This window comes from Planomonospora alba, from assembly GCF_039534085.1.
GTDB lineage: Bacteria > Actinomycetota > Actinomycetes > Streptosporangiales > Streptosporangiaceae > Planomonospora_B > Planomonospora_B alba.
The window spans coordinates 17,713-32,382 of the sequence record NZ_BAAAUT010000039.1; the positions used below are offsets into that span (position 1 = coordinate 17,713).

Consider the following 14,670-nt stretch of genomic DNA (forward strand, 5'->3'; position numbering starts at 1 on the left):
TGTCGTCGGTTGTCGGAAGGCCGGCGGACGCCGGCCGGAGGGTCAGCCGTCGCCCGCCTCGCCCGCCGCCGACGGCAGCAGGGCCTTGGTCTGGGCCGGGAGGTCGGACAGGACGACCACCTCGACCCGGCGGTTCAGCGTCACCGACCGGGGGTCGGTGTCGGCGTACAGCGGGCGCTGGTCGGCGTAGCCGGCGGCGTTCAGCCGGCTCTCCGGGATGCCCTTGGCCGCCAGCCGCCGCACCACCGTGGAGGCGCGCGCGGTCGACAGCTCCCAGTTCGACGGGTACGGGCCCGACCGCACCGGCAGCCAGTTGGTGTGCCCGTCGACCTCGACGGCGTTCTTCTCGCCGCGCAGCGCCGGCGCGATCGAGTCGACGATCTTCCGGCCGTCGCGGAGCAGCTCGGCGCTGTTGTTGTCGAACACGACCGAACTGGTGACGACGGTGACGACCAGGCCGCGCTCGTCGATGCGGAAGTTCACGCCGTCGGCGACGCCGCTCTTGCGCAGCGCCTCCTGGATCTCCTTCTTGATCCGCTCGAACTTCTCGACCTCCTCCTCGGCGGCACGGGCGCGGGCCGAGGCCTGGGCGCGCTCGATCGCGGCGAGGGCCTGGCGGGCCTGCTGCTCGGCCTCGCCGGAGGCCTCCTCGCCCTTGCCCACCACCGACGACAGGTCCAGCGGGGCGGGCTCCGCGCCGCCGGCGTCGCCGGCCAGCGCCGTGCCCTGCGCGGTGAAGGTCACCGTGGGCTGGCCGAAGGCCATCGACAGGCTCGACTTGAGCGCGTTGAACTTGTTCTGGTCGACCTGGCTCATCGCGAACAGCACGATGAACAGCGCCATGAGCACGGTGAGCATGTCGCCGTAGGTGACCAGCCAGCGCTCGTCGGCGTGGCCGCCCTCGTCGTGGTCACCGCCGTGTTTCTTGCGGCGGCGGTGCACCTTGGTGCTCATCAGGCGGCCTTCTTCTCGCTGCTGAGCTCGCCGGGCGGGAGCAGGCTCTTGAGCTTCTGCGAGACCAGGCGCGGGTTGGTGCCCGCCTGGATGTTCGCGATGCCCTCGATCGTGAGCTCCATCTGCGCGCACTCCAACTCACTGAGGCGCTTGAGGCGGTTGCCGATGGGCAGCCAGATCACGTTGGCGCTGGCCACGCCCCACAGGGTGGCGACGAACGCGGCGCCGATCATGTGGCCGAGCTTCTCGGGCTCGCTGAGGTTCTCCAGCACGTGCACGAGGCTGACGACGGTGCCGATGATGCCGATCGTGGGGGCGTAACCGCCCATGTCGGTGAAGATCTTCACGCCGGACTTGTCCTCCCGGCGCTTGGCGTCGACCTCGGCCTCCAGGATCTCCCGGAGCTCCTCGGGGTCGGTGCCGTCGATGGCCAGCTCCAGGCCGCGGCGGAGGAAGGGGTCCTCGACCTCCTTGACCGCGTCCTCCAGGGCCAGCAGGCCCTCGCGGCGGGCGCGCTCCGACAGCTTCACGATCGAGTCGACCAGCTCGGTGCTCGCCGCGGGCTTGGCGGTGAAGGCCCGCTTGATCTGGCCGAACATGCCGGTGGTGTCGCGCAGGACGCCGCCGGCCATCGCCACGCCGAAGGTGCCGCCGAAGACGAGGATCATCGGGGCGATCAGCATGATCGACATCGGGTTGGAGCCCTCGAGGATCATCATCACGAAGATGGAGACGACCGCGATGCCGATGCCCGCCAGGGTTGCCGGATCCATTTAGCGCTCCTGCCGGTGGAGACGGACGACGCGCTGCTGCTCGGCACCGGCGGCGCCCGTGGTGGGGGGACGGTGCGTGCCCGAGGAGACCATGATCTCCGCGTCGGCGATCAGTTCCGCGCGGTACCGGCGCACCAGCGCCATGAACTCGCTGAGGGACTCGGCGATGATGTACTTGGTCCCGTCCACGAGAGTGATCACCGTGTCGGGGGTCTGGTCGGCCCGCTCGATCAGGTCGGGGTTGAGCGCGAACTCCGGGCCGTTCAGGCGCGTGAGAAGGATCACCGAGGTACGTCCTTGGGTCGTCAGCGGTCGACGGGCGGTGGGCCGCGTTACTCCCCTTCCATCGGCCGTATCCCGCCCCGCCTGAGGAAACCTCCGGGACCAAGGTCCTCCTTTCGGAGGGCGGCCCGGGCGCGTCCAGGGGCAGGACCTCCGTGTCCGGGTACGGCGCGGGGCCGGGAGCGCGCCGCATGCGCTCCCGGCCCCTGGCGGGTCGTTCACCGGCCGGACGGCCGGTCGTCCGCCGTCAGACGCGGAACCGCCCGACCAGCGCGTTGAGGTGCGCGGAGTTCTGCGCCAGTTCCTCCGACGCCCGCCGCACCTCGCCGATGCTGCCCACCGTCGCGTGCGCGGTGGCGGCGATCTCCTAGACGCTCTGGGCGATGGCGGTCGCGCCGGAGGCGGCCTCGGAGATGTTGCCCGCCATGCCGTCGGTGGTGCTGCTCTGCTCCTCCACCGCGCTGGCGATGCTGCCCTGGTGGTCGTTGACCTCGCCGATCACCAGGGCGGTCGTGGAGATCGACGCGACGGCCGCGGCCACGTCGGCCTGGATGGCGGTGATGCGCGCGGTGATGTCCTCGGTGGCCTTGGCGGTCTCCTGGGCCAGGTCCTTGACCTCGGAGGCGACCACGGCGAAGCCCTTGCCGGCGTCCCCGGCCCGGGCGGCCTCGATGGTGGCGTTGAGCGCGAGCAGGTTGGTCTGCTCGGCGATCGAGTTGATCATCGCGACGACGCTGCTGACGGCCTCGGACGACTCGCCCAGCCGGGTGATGGCGGTGCCGGCCTCGGCGGCGCGGGTCACCGCGGTGTGGCCGGCGGTGCTGGCCTCGGCGGCGCTGCGGGAGATCTCGCGGATGGAGGCGCCCATCTCCTCGCTGGCGGTGGCCACCGTCTGCACGTTGGTCGAGACCTGCTCGGCGGCGGCCGCGGCGTTGGTGGCCTGGGTCGAGGCCTTGTCGGTCTGCTGGCCGATCTCCGTGCTGATGGCCGACAGCTCCTGCGCCGCGGCGGAGGAGGAGGCGGCCGACTCGTTGATCTGGCGGACCAGGTTGGCGATGTTGCCGACGAACTGGTTGAACAGCTTGCCCAGGGTGCCGATCTCGTCGCGGCGGGACTCGTCGACCCGCTGGGTCAGGTCGCCGTCGCCGTCGGCGATCTCGCGCAGGCGCCGCGCCAGCGCGTCGACGGGCCGGGTGATGCTGCGGGTCAGCGTCCAGCCCATGCCCAGCAGCACGACCGCGGCCAGCGAGGTGCCGAACAGCACGACGTTCTTGGTCGTCGACGCGGTGGAGTCCGCCTCGGCGGCCCGTACGGTCAGCAGGCTCTCCTCGGCCTGGTGCATCTCGGTCAGGGTGGCGCGGATCTCGTCCATGACCGCCTTGCCCTTGTCGGACAGCACGACGGCGCGGGCGGCCTCGAAGCCCTCGGCGCGGCGCAGGTCGATGGTCTGCTGCATCTCGGTGAACTTGGCGTCGATCAGCGAGCGCAGCGAGGCGATGCGCTTCTGCTGGGCGGCGTTGTCGGCGGTGAGGGTCGCGGTCTCGTCCAGTAGCGTGCCGACGCGGTCCTTGGCCTCGGTGTAGGGGGCCAGGTAGGTGTCCTCACCCGTGATCAGGTAGCCGCGCTGGCCGGTCTCGCCGTCCTTGAGCGTCGACAGCACGCCGTCGAGCTTGTTGAGGACCTCGTGGGTGTGCGCCACCCACTTCTCGTTGTCGACGAGGTCGATGGTGTTGTCGTAGGAGACGGCGCCGATGACGCCCATCATGGCCAGGGCGGCCGCGAATCCGGCCACCAGGCGTCGTCCGATGGTCCAGTTCCAGCGCTGCGGGCCGTCGGCGGTCGCTCCCGTCGCCTGGTCGGGCTTGTCGTTCATCAGGCGTCCCCTCCATTGCGGCCGTGGTCGTCATCCGATCCATCGGCCGCGAAATGGATTACTTAGTTTCCTTCCCGTCGGAACCCCTTACGGCGTGGAAAGGAAACCGAGGCTCCCGGTGCCCGTCCCGGGCGGCGGACACGCCTTCCGGCCCACCCGTTCCGCCCCTGCTCCACGGCCGTCTCCTGCGTCCTCCGCCGGACGCCTCCAGGGAGCCGCCGTCTGTCACCGTGCGCACCTGGATTCCGCATCCTCACCGGCATACGATGATTCCTATGAGGATTTCCAAGACCTATACCGTGGACGAAGATATCGTGGCGGCCGTGGAAACCGAAGCGAGGCAGAACGGCACCAGTGCCAGCGAACTCGTCAACACCCTGCTGCAGCGAGGCCTGCGGGCGCGGCGTTTCGCACGCATCGCCGCCCGCCACAATCACCATCTGGACCCCGCCTACCTCGACGCGGCCCTCGCCGAGCGCGAGCAGACCCGCACGGCATGACCGGCCCCGTCCCCAGATTCGGCGACGTCTGGACGATCAAGCACAGCCTGGTCCTGCCGCCGGAGCCCCGCCTGATCGTCTCCGCTGACGACTTCAACGAGGAGTTCCACGTCGTCCTCACGGCTCGCATCAAGGACGTGGACCTTCCGGAGGACGAGCTCACCGAGCCGATCCGCGGGTACGGTGCCGCGCTGCTGTACATGGTGGAGTGGCTGCCGCGCACATCCCTGCACGAGCTGGTCGCCGCCGTCCCCGCCAGCCGTCATGAACTTCTCGGGCGACGTGTGCGCGTGCCCTTCGGCCCCTGAGCCGAGCCGGTCCGCCGTTTCCAGGAGACGGGACACCGTGTCCCGGACGCGTGACAGCCATGGGGGCGCCGGGGCAAGGTGACGGAATGACCGTGGAGATCTCGATCAGCCTGTCCGGCGAGGTGTACCAGGAGGCCAGGGCGGCCGCGGCGCAGCAGGCATGACGCTGTCCGCGTGGTTCGCCGGCCTCGCCCGGGAGCGGCTCGGCACCGACCGCCGTTCCCGTGCCGCCCTCGCCGAGGCGATCGCACGCGACCGGGCCGCCGATCCCGAGGGCGATGCCCGGATGACCGCCGAGCTGCGGCGGATGCGCGAGGCCCGGCCCGCCGCCCGGCGCAAGGCCGCCGAGGTCCGCTCCCGAAACCGGCCGTGGCCCCGCGTCGGCCGGCACCGTGCGGCACGGGCGTGCAGGAGCGGGACACGGAAGGGCCCGGGCACGACCGTCGTCGTGCCCGGGCCCTTCCCGGGTGGGGCCGCCGGAGGGCGGGACCCCGTTAGCGCTTGAGGTTGACCAGGTCGTTCAGCAGCTCGTCGGAGGTGCTGATGACCTTGGTGTTGGCCTGGAAGCCGCGCTGGGCGATGATCAGGTTGGTGAACTCCTGGCCCAGGTCGACGTTGGACATCTCCAGCGCGCCGGACTGCAGCGCGCCGAAGCCGCCGGTGCCCGCGGTGCCGATGGCGACGGCGCCGGAGTTCACGGTGGCGCGGTAGGTCGAGTTGCCGGCCTTCTCCAGACCGCCGGGGTTCACGAAGTTCGCCATGGCGATCTGGGCGAACGTCCGCTTGGTGCCGTCGGCGAGCACGCCGACGAAGGAGCCGTCGGGGGAGACCGTGTAGGACTCGACGTCGGCCGGGAGCGTGACGGGCACGGGGGCGCCGGTGGGCGGGACGGGCACGTCGCCGGTCGCGGCGTTCCAGCCGAGCACGAAGTTGCCGTCGGCGGTGACCAGGGCGCCGCTGGCGTCGAAGTTGAACGCGCCGGCCCGGGTGTAGAGCTGCTCGTTGCCGTTCTGCACCGCGAAGAAGCCGTCGCCCTGGATCATCATGTCGAGGCTGCGGCTGGTGGTCTGCGCGGCGCCCTGGCCGAAGTTGGTCTGGATGCCGGCCAGGCGCACGCCGAGGCCGATCTGGGCGGGGTTGGTGCCGCCCGCGGCGCCGGCCTGCGGGGCGCCCGCGCCCTGCAGCATCTGGCTGAGGGTGTCCTGGAAGAGGGTCTGGGAGCCCTTGAAGCCGGTGGTGTTGACGTTGGCGATGTTGTTGCCGGTGACGTCCATCATGTTCTGGTGGACGCGCAGGCCGCTGATGCCGGAGTAGAGGGAGCGCAGCATGTCACTTTCCTTCGGTGGGTTCGGTGCCGGACTCGCCGGCGTTGCGGACTTCCTTGACCGAGGACAGCGGTACATCCGTGTTCCCGACCCGCACGGTCGGGGTGCTGCCGAGGGAGGCGGAGGTGACCACACCGACGGCGTCCATGCCGTCTGGTCCGGTGTAGCCGACGGTCTTGCCGACGAGGCCGGCGGCCGACAGGCGGAGCTGGGCCGCCAGCAGGTCTCCCTGCTGCTTGACGAGCTCCTCCATCTTCTCCACCTCGGTGAACTGCGCGGTCTGCGTCATGAAGGCGGAGGTGTCGGTGGGCTTGCTCGGGTCCTGGTAGCGCATCTGCGCCACCAGGAGCTGCAGGAACGTGTCCTTGTCGAAGCTGGCGTTCGACGTGCCGGACACGCTGGTCGCGGTGGTGGCGGCGCCGCTGCCGGCGGCGCCGCTCACGGGGTTGGTCACGTGCGGGTTCCTTCTCCGAGGCGGTTCTACAGGCGGACGTTGAGCAGCCGGGAGCCGGGCCGGTCGGCCGGGAGGTCGGCGGCGGGGGCTCCCTGGTAGGCGTCTCCGACGCGGCCGGGGCCGGCGGGGGCGGATCCCTGGTGCCCCTGCTGGGGGAGGTTCTGGCGCGGCTCGCCGTACGGGCCGGTCCCGTCGCCGGGGGCCTCGCGCTGCAGGTCGAGCGTGCAGGCGGCGAAGCCGCCGTCCTCCAGCTCCTGGCGGAGTGCGGGCAGCGCCGAGCGCAGCGTGTCGTAGGCGGCGTCGTTCGCCCCGGCGAGCTGCAGGTGCACGGTGCCGTTGCGCAGTTCGGCGACGATGCTGACCGGGCCGAGGTCGACCGGGTTGAGGTGGACGGTGAGCCGGTGCACGCCGTCGGGGTCCCGCCGCAGCGGCAGCACGTGGACGGCGATCTGGGAGGCGGGCGGGGCGGGCTGCTGGGCGGGGGCGGCGACGCGCTCCGTCCCGGCGGGCTGCGTGGTCGCGGTGACCTGCGGTACGGCCTGCGCGTCGGCGGCCGCCGGGTCGTCGGTCTCGGCGGGGGCGGCGGTGCCGGACTGCCGGGAGCCGGTCTCGCCGCCGGTTCCGCCCGTGCCGGTGCCCGGGGCGCCGGCGGCCGGGGGCTGGCCCGCGGTGCCCTGCGGTTCCTGCGTGCCCGCCGGGGCGGCGGTCTCGGGGGTCGTTCCGGAGGCGGGGTCCGCGGTGGGGGCGGCGGTCGCGGTCCGCGCGTCCGCGGCGGGGGCGGTCTCCGCGGCGGCCGGGGCGGTGAGGCCCGCGGTGCCGGCCGTACCGGCCGGAAGCGCCGCGGCCGGTACGGCCGGGTCCTGCGCCGGTGCGAGCGGCAGGCCCTGCGGGGCGGGCGGCGTCTGCACCGGCTGTCCCTGGGCGCCCGCCAGTCCTGTCGGGCCCGTCGGGCCCGTCGGGCCCGTCGGGCCATCGGCCTGTGCCTGGGCGGCGGTTCCCGCCGCGGCCTGCGGCAGGCCCGGCGCGCCGGCCGGCGGCTGGGCGGCCAGGAGGGCCTGGGCGGTGAGCGGGGCGCCTGCCGCGGCCGGCGGCGCCTGGCCCGGGGCGGCGGTGCCGGAGGGGGCGCCGGAGCCGGGCGGGGTGGTCTGCGGCAGTGCGGCTCCGCCCGCGAGCAGGGCGAGGAGGGCGGCGAAGGCGTCGCCGGTCCCGCTCTGACCCGCCTGACCGTCGCCGGCGCCGGAGGGGGCCGACGTGGCGGACGGGCTCCCCGCGAGGGGGATCGAAGGCACAGTCAAGATCGTCTCTCCTGCTATCCGATGCCGTTCAGAGCCGACTGGATCACGTAGGCCTGGGCGGGGTCGAACAGGCCGTTGCCCACTCCATCGGCAGCCGCGGGCGAGAGCTGCGGCAAACCGGCCGACATCCCGGAACTCGTCAGGCCCGTGCCGTACCCGGTCTGGATCAGGGCCAGCGCGGCCAGCAGCTCGGCGCTCACACCGGTCCCGGCCGGCGTGCCCGCCGGTGAGGTGAGGCCGGCCGCCGGGAGGGCGGAGGCCGTGACCGGCCGGGCGGCCGGGGTCTCGGTGCCGGACGCCGTGGTGGACGCGGCGGCGGTGGCGGGCGCGGTGGACGCGGCGGCGGTGGCGGGCGCGGTGGACGCGGCGGCGGTGGCGGGCGCGGTGGCGCCGGCGCCCGCCGCCTCGTCGCTCAGGATGCGGCGGATGTCGGTCGGCGCGCGGTAGTAGTCGTCCAGGTCGACGATCTTGACGACGTCGCCGGTGCGGGGGGCGTGCAGCATCTTGCCGTCGCCGACGTAGATGCCGATGTGCGTCGCGGGGGAGCCGAAGGTCAGCAGGTCGCCGGGCTGCGCCTGCTTCAGGCTCGGGATGCTGCGGCCCTCGTTCTGCTGGTCCTGGGAGACGCGCGGCAGGGAGATGCCCAGCTTCTTGTAGACGAGCTGGACCAGGCCGGAGCAGTCCAGGCCCTTGCCCGGGTCGGTGCCGCCCCACAGGTACGGCACGCCGAGGTACTTGCGGGCCTGCGCGACGACGTCCCGGCCGGTGACCGCGGCGTCGACGGCGCCGGTGTCGGCGGCCTGGACGCCCTGGGTCGCGGCGGGGGACCGCACGGCGGCGGGCTGGGCGGTGGGCTGGGCGGCGGCGGGCTGGGCGGCGGGGGACCGCCGGGCCGTCTCCAGCGCCGCGGCGAAGTCCGCGGCCGAGGACGGGGAGGCGGCGGTGGTCGCGGGGGCGGCGGCGGTGCCGAACATCGCGTCCAGCTGGCCGATCCGCGCCACGGTGTCGGTGATGCTCATCGTCCGTCCTTCCCGCCGGCGGTCCGGCTGCCCGGGGAGAGGTCGTCCACGGTGCGCTGGTCGGCGTCCAGCTCGGCCTTGCGCGCGGCGGCCTGGTGGCGTTCGGCGAGCTTCTCCACCATCCGGCGGCGCTGCGAGGCGGCGCTCCAGGTGTCCACGCTGGCGGTGACCCGCCGGGAGGCCTCCTCGGCCTGCTGGCGCCGGAGCGCCAGCTCCCCGGCCAGCGCGCGCCGGGCGGCCATCGCGGCGACGAACGCGGCCGCGTCGGACGGGGCCGGCTCGATCATGCGGCCCTGGAGCTCGGCGTTCTTGTCCTCCGCGCGCCGGGCCGCGGCTCCGGCCTCGGCGCGGGCGCTCATCACCCGGCCCTTGGCGGCGTCCCGGCGCGCCCGGCGGGCGCGCGGGACGGCCGACAGCCGGAAACGTGGGCTCATCGGTCCTCCTCGTGGTCGGGGTTCCGTCGGGGACTGCGGCGCCGCGGGGCGGGCGCTCCGTGCGGGGGCGCCGCGCCGGCGGGCGCCTGCCGGTGCGCGGCGGCGCACCGCGGCGTGCGGCGGCGCCCGGGATCACGACGCGGGGGCCTGCCCCCCGGCCAGCAGGGCCTGCAGCGACTCCCACGCCTGCTCGGCGGTGGTCTGCTCGTCCATGTCCTGGCGCAGGAACGCCTCGATGCGCGGCCACAGCGCGCGGGCCAGGTCGGCGTCGGGGTTGGTGCCCGGCACGTACGCGCCGATCTCCACCAGTTCGCGGATGTCGCGGTGGGCGGCCATGAGGCGGCGCAGCGCGGTGGCGCCGGCGCGCTGCTCGCGGCTGGTCACCGCGCCGGCGACGCGGGAGACCGACTCCAGCACGTCGATCGTGGGGAAGTGCCCGGCGGTGGCCAGGCGGCGGTCGAGCACGACGTGGCCGTCGAGGATCGAGCGCGCCGCGTCGGCGATCGGCTCGTTGTGGTCGTCACCGTCGACGAGCACCGTGTACAGGCCGGTGATGCTGCCGTCCACGCCCGGTCCGGCCCGCTCCAGCAGCCGGGGGAGCATCGCGAACACCGACGGCGGGTAGCCGCGGGTGGCCGGGGGCTCGCCCGCCGACAGGCCGACCTCGCGCTGCGCCATGGCGGCCCGGGTGAGGCTGTCCATCAGCAGCAGGACGTCGCGGCCCTGGTCGCGGAACCACTCGGCGATCCGCGTGGCCGTGAAGCAGGCGCGCAGGCGGACCATCGGCGGCTGGTCGGAGGTGGCCACCACCACGACGGAGCGGGCCAGGCCCTCCGGTCCCAGGTCGTTCTCGATGAACTCGCGGACCTCGCGGCCGCGTTCGCCGACCAGCGCCACGACGGTGATCTCCGCCTCGGTGCCGCGGGTGATCATCGACATGAGGCTGGACTTGCCGACGCCGGAGCCGGCGAAGATGCCCAGGCGCTGCCCGCGCCCGGCGGTGATCAGGGTGTCCATGGCCCGCACGCCCAGCGGCATCGGCTGGTTGATGCGGCGCCGCCGCAGGGCGGGCGGCGGCTCGTTCTCCACCGGGACCATCTCCAGGCCGGCGAGGGAGGGGCCGTCGTCGAGCGGGCGGCCGAGGCCGTCCAGGATGCGGCCGCGCAGCGCGTCGCCGACCGCGACGCGCAGCGCGTCACCGGTGGGCATGACCGGGCTGCCGACCCCGATGCCGGTCAGGGTGCCCAGCGGCAGGCAGCTGAGCCGATCCCCGTCGAGCGCGACCACCTCGGCCGGTACGGCGCCGCGGCCGGTGCCGAGCATGACCAGGTCGCCGACCTTGCCGGGCACGCCCTCCACGGTGACCGAGAGGCCGACCACGGCGGAGACCCGGCCGGCGAGCACGGGCCGGGCGGCGCGGGCGACGGCGGCGAGGCGGGAGTCGAGCAGGGGGATCACAGGCCCAGGGCCTCCTTGACGCGGTCCATGGCGGTGGAAAGGCGGGCGTCGACGGCGGTGGCGTCGCTCTCGGCGACGGCGTCGCCGGGCTTCAGCCGGGCGTCGACGACCATGGTCACGCTCCGGCCGTCGACCTCGAAGGTGTTCTGTCCCGCGCCGACCATGGCGGCGTGGTCGGCGGGGCTCAGGCGGACGAGCACGGGGCGGTTGCCGGGCACCAGCTCCAGCGCGCGGGCCAGGGCCTCGCGGCCGGGCTCGGGGCTGTGGGCGACCTCGCGGCCGAGCACCGCCTCGGCGATGGCGTAGGCGGTGCCCACCACGAGGTCCTCCAGCTCGGCGGCGCCCGGGGCGGTCTGCTGCTCCAGCCGGGAGGCCGAGGCGGCGATCGCCGACAGGGCGCTCTCCAGCCGGGCCAGCTTGCGGGCCTCGGTCCGGGCGACGCGCTCGGCCTCGTCCCGGACCTCGGCCGCGGCGGCCCGGCGGGCCTCCTCGCGGCCCTGCGCCCAGCCCTCGGCGTAGCCGGTGGCCCGCGCCTCGGCCCGGGCCCGCTCCAGGATCTCGGCCGGCACGTTCGCCACCGTGCTGAAGTCGGTGACGAACCGGGCGGCGCTGACGGTGCGGGCGTCCGCGCCGCGCAGCACCGCCTCAGGCGACGAACTCATCCTCGTCCCCTCTGCGGATCACGATCTGGCCGGACTCCTCCAGGGCCCGGATCGCGTGCACGATCTTGGCCTGGGCCTCCTCGACGGTGCGCAGCCGCACCGGGCCGAGCAGCTCGATCTCCTCCAGGAGGTTGGCGGCGGCCCGCTCGGACAGGTTCCGCGTGATCTTGTTGAGCACGTCCTGGCCGACGCCCTTGAGGGCGGTCGCGAGGTCGGCGGTCTCGACCTGCCGGACCACGAGCTGCACGGCGCGGTCGTCGAGGTGCACGATGTCCTCGAACATGAACATCCTGCTGCGCACCTCCTCGGCGAGTTCGGGGCTGCGTCCCTCCAGCCCCTCGAGGATGAGGCGCTCGGTGACGCGGTCGGCACGGTTGATGATGTCGACCAGCGGTTGCAGACCGCCCACGGCGGAGAGGTCGGACGGTTGCAGAACCGACGAGAGCTTGCGCTCCAGCAGGCCCTCCACCTGGCGGATGATGTCGGGCGAGGTGCGGTCCATCACCGCGATCCGGTGCGCCACGTCGGCCTGCAGGGCCGGGTTGAGGCCCGACAGGATCTGCGAGGCCAGGTGCGCCGGCAGGTGCGCCAGCACCAGCGCGATGAGCTGCGGGTGCTCGTCCTGGACGAAGCCCAGCACCTGGCGGGGGTCGGCCCGCTGCAGGAAGCTGAAGGGCATGTCGACCAGCGACGCCGACAGGCGCTCGACGATCTGGCTGGCCCGCTCGCGGCCCAGCGTCGCCTCCAGCACCTCCCGGGCGAAGTCCATGCCGCCCTGGCCGGCGTAGCGGTAGGCGGTCGCCAGGTCGCGGAACTCCGTCAGGATGTCCACCGCGTCCTGGGGGTCGATGGCGCCCAGCCGCACGATCTCGGCGGTCAGCTCCTCGACCTCGGGCTCGCGCAGCTGCGCGAGCACCTTCGCCGAGTCCTCCTTGCCCATCTGGACCAGGAGCACGGCGGCCTTGCGCAGGCCGCTCATGGTCTCGGCCATCGCCATCAGCTCCTCCTGTCGGCGAGCCAGCCGCGCAGCAGCTGGGCCACTTCCTCGGGCTGCCGGTCCACCAGACCGGAGATCTCGTCGCGCAGCTCCTCGCGCCTGCCGTCGGACTCGGCCGGGGCGGGCGCGGGCTCACCGGTGCCGGCGGGCAGGGCCTCGCGCTCGGCGGCCTCCAGCTCGGCCTGGGCGCGCACCCGCTCCAGCTCGGCCTGGAGCGCCTCGATCTGCTCCAGCTCCTTCTTGCTCAGCTGCGTGCGGCGCTTCTTGCGCCGGCCGCGCAGCAGGGCGATGAGGAACAGCAGCCCGATGCCCAGGGCCAGCGCGCCGGTCTTGACGAGTTCCATCGTGCGGGTGTCCTGCTCGGCCTTCTGCGCCGCGGCGAGGTCCGCCGCCGCCTGCTCGGCCGCGCTGTCGTCGAACGGCATCGCCGAGACGGCGATGGTGTCGCCGCGCTGGGCGTCGATGCCGGCGGCCGACGAGACGATGCGCTGGATCTCCGCGGTGTCCACCCCGGCGGCGGCCTGGCCGTCGACCAGGACGGCGACGTCGAGCTTGCGGACCTTGCCGGGGGCGGTCTTGCGGGTCTCGGTGACCAGGCCGACGGCGTTGTCGCGGGTCTCGGTGGTCGACTTGTAGTCGTTGCCGGCCGCGCCCGTCGGCACCTGGATGTTGTCCGGGCCGAGGACGCCTCCGGTGGGGGTGCCGCCCCCGGTGTAGGTCTCCTCCTTGGTCGTCTGCGACAGCGGAGGCAGGTTCGGGTCGCTGACGTACTGCTGGCTGGTGGTCTCGGTCTGGTCGAAGTCGAGGTCGGCGGTGACCTTGACGACGGCCTTGTCCGGTCCGAGGACCTGGGTCAGCATCTGCTGGATGGAGCCGCCCATCCGCTGCTCGAACGACTGGGTCTGCTGCTCGCGCTCGTCGCCGGCGCCGGTGAGCGCCTGCTCGCCGGCGGCGGACAGCACCTTGCCGGTGGAGTCGGCCAGGGTGACGTCGGCCGGGCTCATGCCCTCCACGCTGGAGCTGACGAGGTTCACCACGGCCTTGACCTGGCTGTTGTTCAGCGGCTTGTCGGGGGTGGTGCCCACCAGGACCGAGGCGGTCGGCTTGGCGGCGTCGTCGGCGAAGACGTCCTTCTGCGGGATCGCCAGGTGCACGCTGGCCGAGGTCACGCCCTCGATCGACTTGATCGTGTTGGCGAGCTCGCCCTCCAGCGCGCGCTGGTAGCCGACGTGCTGCATGAAGTCGGAGGTGGTGACCCCCTGCTTGTCCAGCAGGGCGTAGCCGCCGCCGTCGGCCTGGGTCGGCAGGCCCTGGCCGCTCATCTTCAGCCGCAGCTCGTAGACCTGCTCCTGCGGCACCTGGATCGTGGCGCCGCCGTCGGTGAGCTGGTACGGCACGCCGTCGGCGGTGAGCTGCTCGACGATCGCGCTGCCGTCGGCACCCGACAGGTTGGAGTACAGCGTGCCGTACACGGGCTTGGACGACCACTGCATGAAGAAGAACCCGCCGACGGCGAGGGCGGCCACCAGGGAGATGGTGACGGCCTTCTGCCCGGTGCTGAACGAGGCGAACGAGGCCCGCGCCTTGCGGAGGGCGGCCAGTACGCGTTCCTGCATCAGCCCTGCAACCTCATGATCTCAGTGAAAGCGGCGACGGCCTTGTCGCGGATGGCGACGGTCATCTGGGTGGCGAGGGCGGCCTCGGTGCTGGCCGCCATGTAGTCGTGCGCGTCCTGCAGGTCGCCGGTGGCGGCCTGGACGGCCAGCGCGTCGGCGTTCGCCTGGGTCTGCTGCAGCGTGTCGACGCCCTGGGTGAGCAGGTTGCCGAAGACCTCGGCGGCGTTGCCCGGGGAGGCCGCCTCGACGCCTGCGGGGGCGGTGATGCGCAGGGGGCCCGCGACGGGGCCGATCGGCTGGATGCTCATGAGTTCCTCCCGAGCTGGAGCGCGGCCTGGTAGGCGTCGTAGGCGCGGTCGACGACGGAGAGGTTGGCCTGGTAGCCGCGCTGCGCCATCATCAGCTGGCTCATCTGGGAGCCGAGGTCGATGTCGGGGTAGCGCACGTACCCGTTCTCGTCGGCGAGCGGGTGGTCGGGCTCGTGGACGAGGCGCCCCTCGGCGCTGCCCAGTTCGATGCCGCCGACCTGGACGCCGCCGTTGCCCGACCCGTAGTCGACGGCCTGGGCGATCACGAACCGCTCGCGGAACGCCTCGCCGGCGGTGGTGGTGGCGTTGTTGAGGTTGGAGATGTTGTCGGAGACGGCGTCCAGCCACTTGCGGTAGACGGTCACACCGGTGCTGGCGATGCCGATGGCGCGGAAGGGTCCCCCGCTCATGG

General features: G+C 73.4%; 18 protein-coding genes. 3 read left to right on the forward strand and 15 right to left on the reverse strand.

Going from position 1 to position 14,670, the window contains the following annotated elements; translation table 11 throughout:
* Positions 1–42: 42 nt before the first annotated feature.
* The 4 genes from ABD823_RS22655 to ABD823_RS22670 all read right to left on the reverse strand — a co-directional run bounded on the left by ABD823_RS22655 (position 43) and on the right by ABD823_RS22670 (position 3,882).
* Entirely contained in the window at positions 43–954 is a 912-nt protein-coding gene (locus tag ABD823_RS22655; RefSeq protein ID WP_344862799.1) for an OmpA/MotB family protein, read from the reverse strand.
* Entirely contained in the window at positions 954–1,727 is a 774-nt protein-coding gene (locus tag ABD823_RS22660; protein WP_344862801.1) for a motility protein A, read from the reverse strand. The genes ABD823_RS22655 and ABD823_RS22660 overlap by 1 nt, the downstream gene beginning before the upstream one ends.
* Positions 1,728–2,012, reverse strand: a complete 285-nt coding sequence (locus ABD823_RS22665) for a flagellar FlbD family protein (RefSeq protein ID WP_344862803.1) — start codon at positions 2,010–2,012, stop codon at positions 1,728–1,730.
* A 364-nt stretch (positions 2,013–2,376) separates the two neighbouring features.
* On the reverse strand, positions 2,377–3,882 hold the full coding sequence (locus ABD823_RS22670) for a methyl-accepting chemotaxis protein (protein ID WP_344862805.1): 1,506 nt from the start codon (positions 3,880–3,882) through the stop codon (positions 2,377–2,379).
* 275 nt (positions 3,883–4,157) lie between these two features.
* Between ABD823_RS22670 and ABD823_RS22675 the strand changes: the two genes are divergently transcribed.
* The 3 genes from ABD823_RS22675 to ABD823_RS22685 all read left to right on the forward strand — a co-directional run bounded on the left by ABD823_RS22675 (position 4,158) and on the right by ABD823_RS22685 (position 5,195).
* Positions 4,158–4,382, forward strand: coding sequence for a hypothetical protein (locus ABD823_RS22675; RefSeq protein ID WP_344862807.1), 225 nt, complete (start codon positions 4,158–4,160; stop codon positions 4,380–4,382).
* Positions 4,379–4,690, forward strand: coding sequence for an RNA-binding protein (locus ABD823_RS22680; protein ID WP_344862809.1), 312 nt, complete (start codon positions 4,379–4,381; stop codon positions 4,688–4,690). Before ABD823_RS22675 ends, ABD823_RS22680 begins: the two co-directional genes overlap by 4 nt.
* A 160-nt stretch (positions 4,691–4,850) precedes the next feature.
* Complete coding sequence (locus ABD823_RS22685; RefSeq protein WP_344862810.1) at positions 4,851–5,195, forward strand: hypothetical protein; 345 nt, start codon at positions 4,851–4,853, stop codon at positions 5,193–5,195.
* Here ABD823_RS22685 and flgF read toward each other — a convergent pair.
* The 11 genes from flgF to ABD823_RS22740 all read right to left on the reverse strand — a co-directional run bounded on the left by flgF (position 5,185) and on the right by ABD823_RS22740 (position 14,668).
* Positions 5,185–6,018, reverse strand: a complete 834-nt coding sequence (flgF, locus tag ABD823_RS22690; protein WP_344862812.1) for a flagellar basal-body rod protein FlgF — start codon at positions 6,016–6,018, stop codon at positions 5,185–5,187. The genes ABD823_RS22685 and flgF overlap by 11 nt on opposite strands.
* Position 6,019: 1 nt before the next feature.
* Positions 6,020–6,469 (reverse strand): flagellar hook assembly protein FlgD, encoded by a 450-nt coding sequence (locus ABD823_RS22695; RefSeq protein ID WP_344862814.1) that lies wholly within the window; start codon positions 6,467–6,469, stop codon positions 6,020–6,022.
* A 26-nt stretch (positions 6,470–6,495) separates the two neighbouring features.
* Positions 6,496–7,758 (reverse strand): flagellar hook-length control protein FliK, encoded by a 1,263-nt coding sequence (locus ABD823_RS22700; RefSeq protein ID WP_344862816.1) that lies wholly within the window; start codon positions 7,756–7,758, stop codon positions 6,496–6,498.
* A 20-nt stretch (positions 7,759–7,778) separates the two neighbouring features.
* Entirely contained in the window at positions 7,779–8,783 is a 1,005-nt protein-coding gene (locus tag ABD823_RS22705) for a C40 family peptidase (protein WP_344862818.1), read from the reverse strand.
* Entirely contained in the window at positions 8,780–9,217 is a 438-nt protein-coding gene (locus tag ABD823_RS22710) for a flagellar FliJ family protein (protein WP_344862820.1), read from the reverse strand. The genes ABD823_RS22705 and ABD823_RS22710 overlap by 4 nt, the downstream gene beginning before the upstream one ends.
* Before the next feature lie 132 nt (positions 9,218–9,349).
* On the reverse strand, positions 9,350–10,675 hold the full coding sequence (locus ABD823_RS22715) for a FliI/YscN family ATPase (RefSeq protein WP_344862822.1): 1,326 nt from the start codon (positions 10,673–10,675) through the stop codon (positions 9,350–9,352).
* On the reverse strand, positions 10,672–11,337 hold the full coding sequence (locus ABD823_RS22720) for a FliH/SctL family protein (protein ID WP_344862824.1): 666 nt from the start codon (positions 11,335–11,337) through the stop codon (positions 10,672–10,674). Before ABD823_RS22720 ends, ABD823_RS22715 begins: the two co-directional genes overlap by 4 nt.
* Complete coding sequence (gene fliG / locus ABD823_RS22725) at positions 11,321–12,334, reverse strand: flagellar motor switch protein FliG (protein ID WP_344862826.1); 1,014 nt, start codon at positions 12,332–12,334, stop codon at positions 11,321–11,323. Before fliG ends, ABD823_RS22720 begins: the two co-directional genes overlap by 17 nt.
* Positions 12,334–13,950: a flagellar basal-body MS-ring/collar protein FliF gene (fliF, locus tag ABD823_RS22730; RefSeq protein WP_344862828.1), complete on the reverse strand. Its 1,617-nt coding sequence runs from the start codon at positions 13,948–13,950 to the stop codon at positions 12,334–12,336. Before fliF ends, fliG begins: the two co-directional genes overlap by 1 nt.
* Positions 13,950–14,258: a flagellar hook-basal body complex protein FliE gene (fliE, locus tag ABD823_RS22735; RefSeq protein ID WP_344862830.1), complete on the reverse strand. Its 309-nt coding sequence runs from the start codon at positions 14,256–14,258 to the stop codon at positions 13,950–13,952. Before fliE ends, fliF begins: the two co-directional genes overlap by 1 nt.
* Entirely contained in the window at positions 14,255–14,668 is a 414-nt protein-coding gene (locus ABD823_RS22740; RefSeq protein WP_344862832.1) for a flagellar basal body rod protein FlgC, read from the reverse strand. Before ABD823_RS22740 ends, fliE begins: the two co-directional genes overlap by 4 nt.
* Positions 14,669–14,670: the final 2 nt, after the last annotated feature.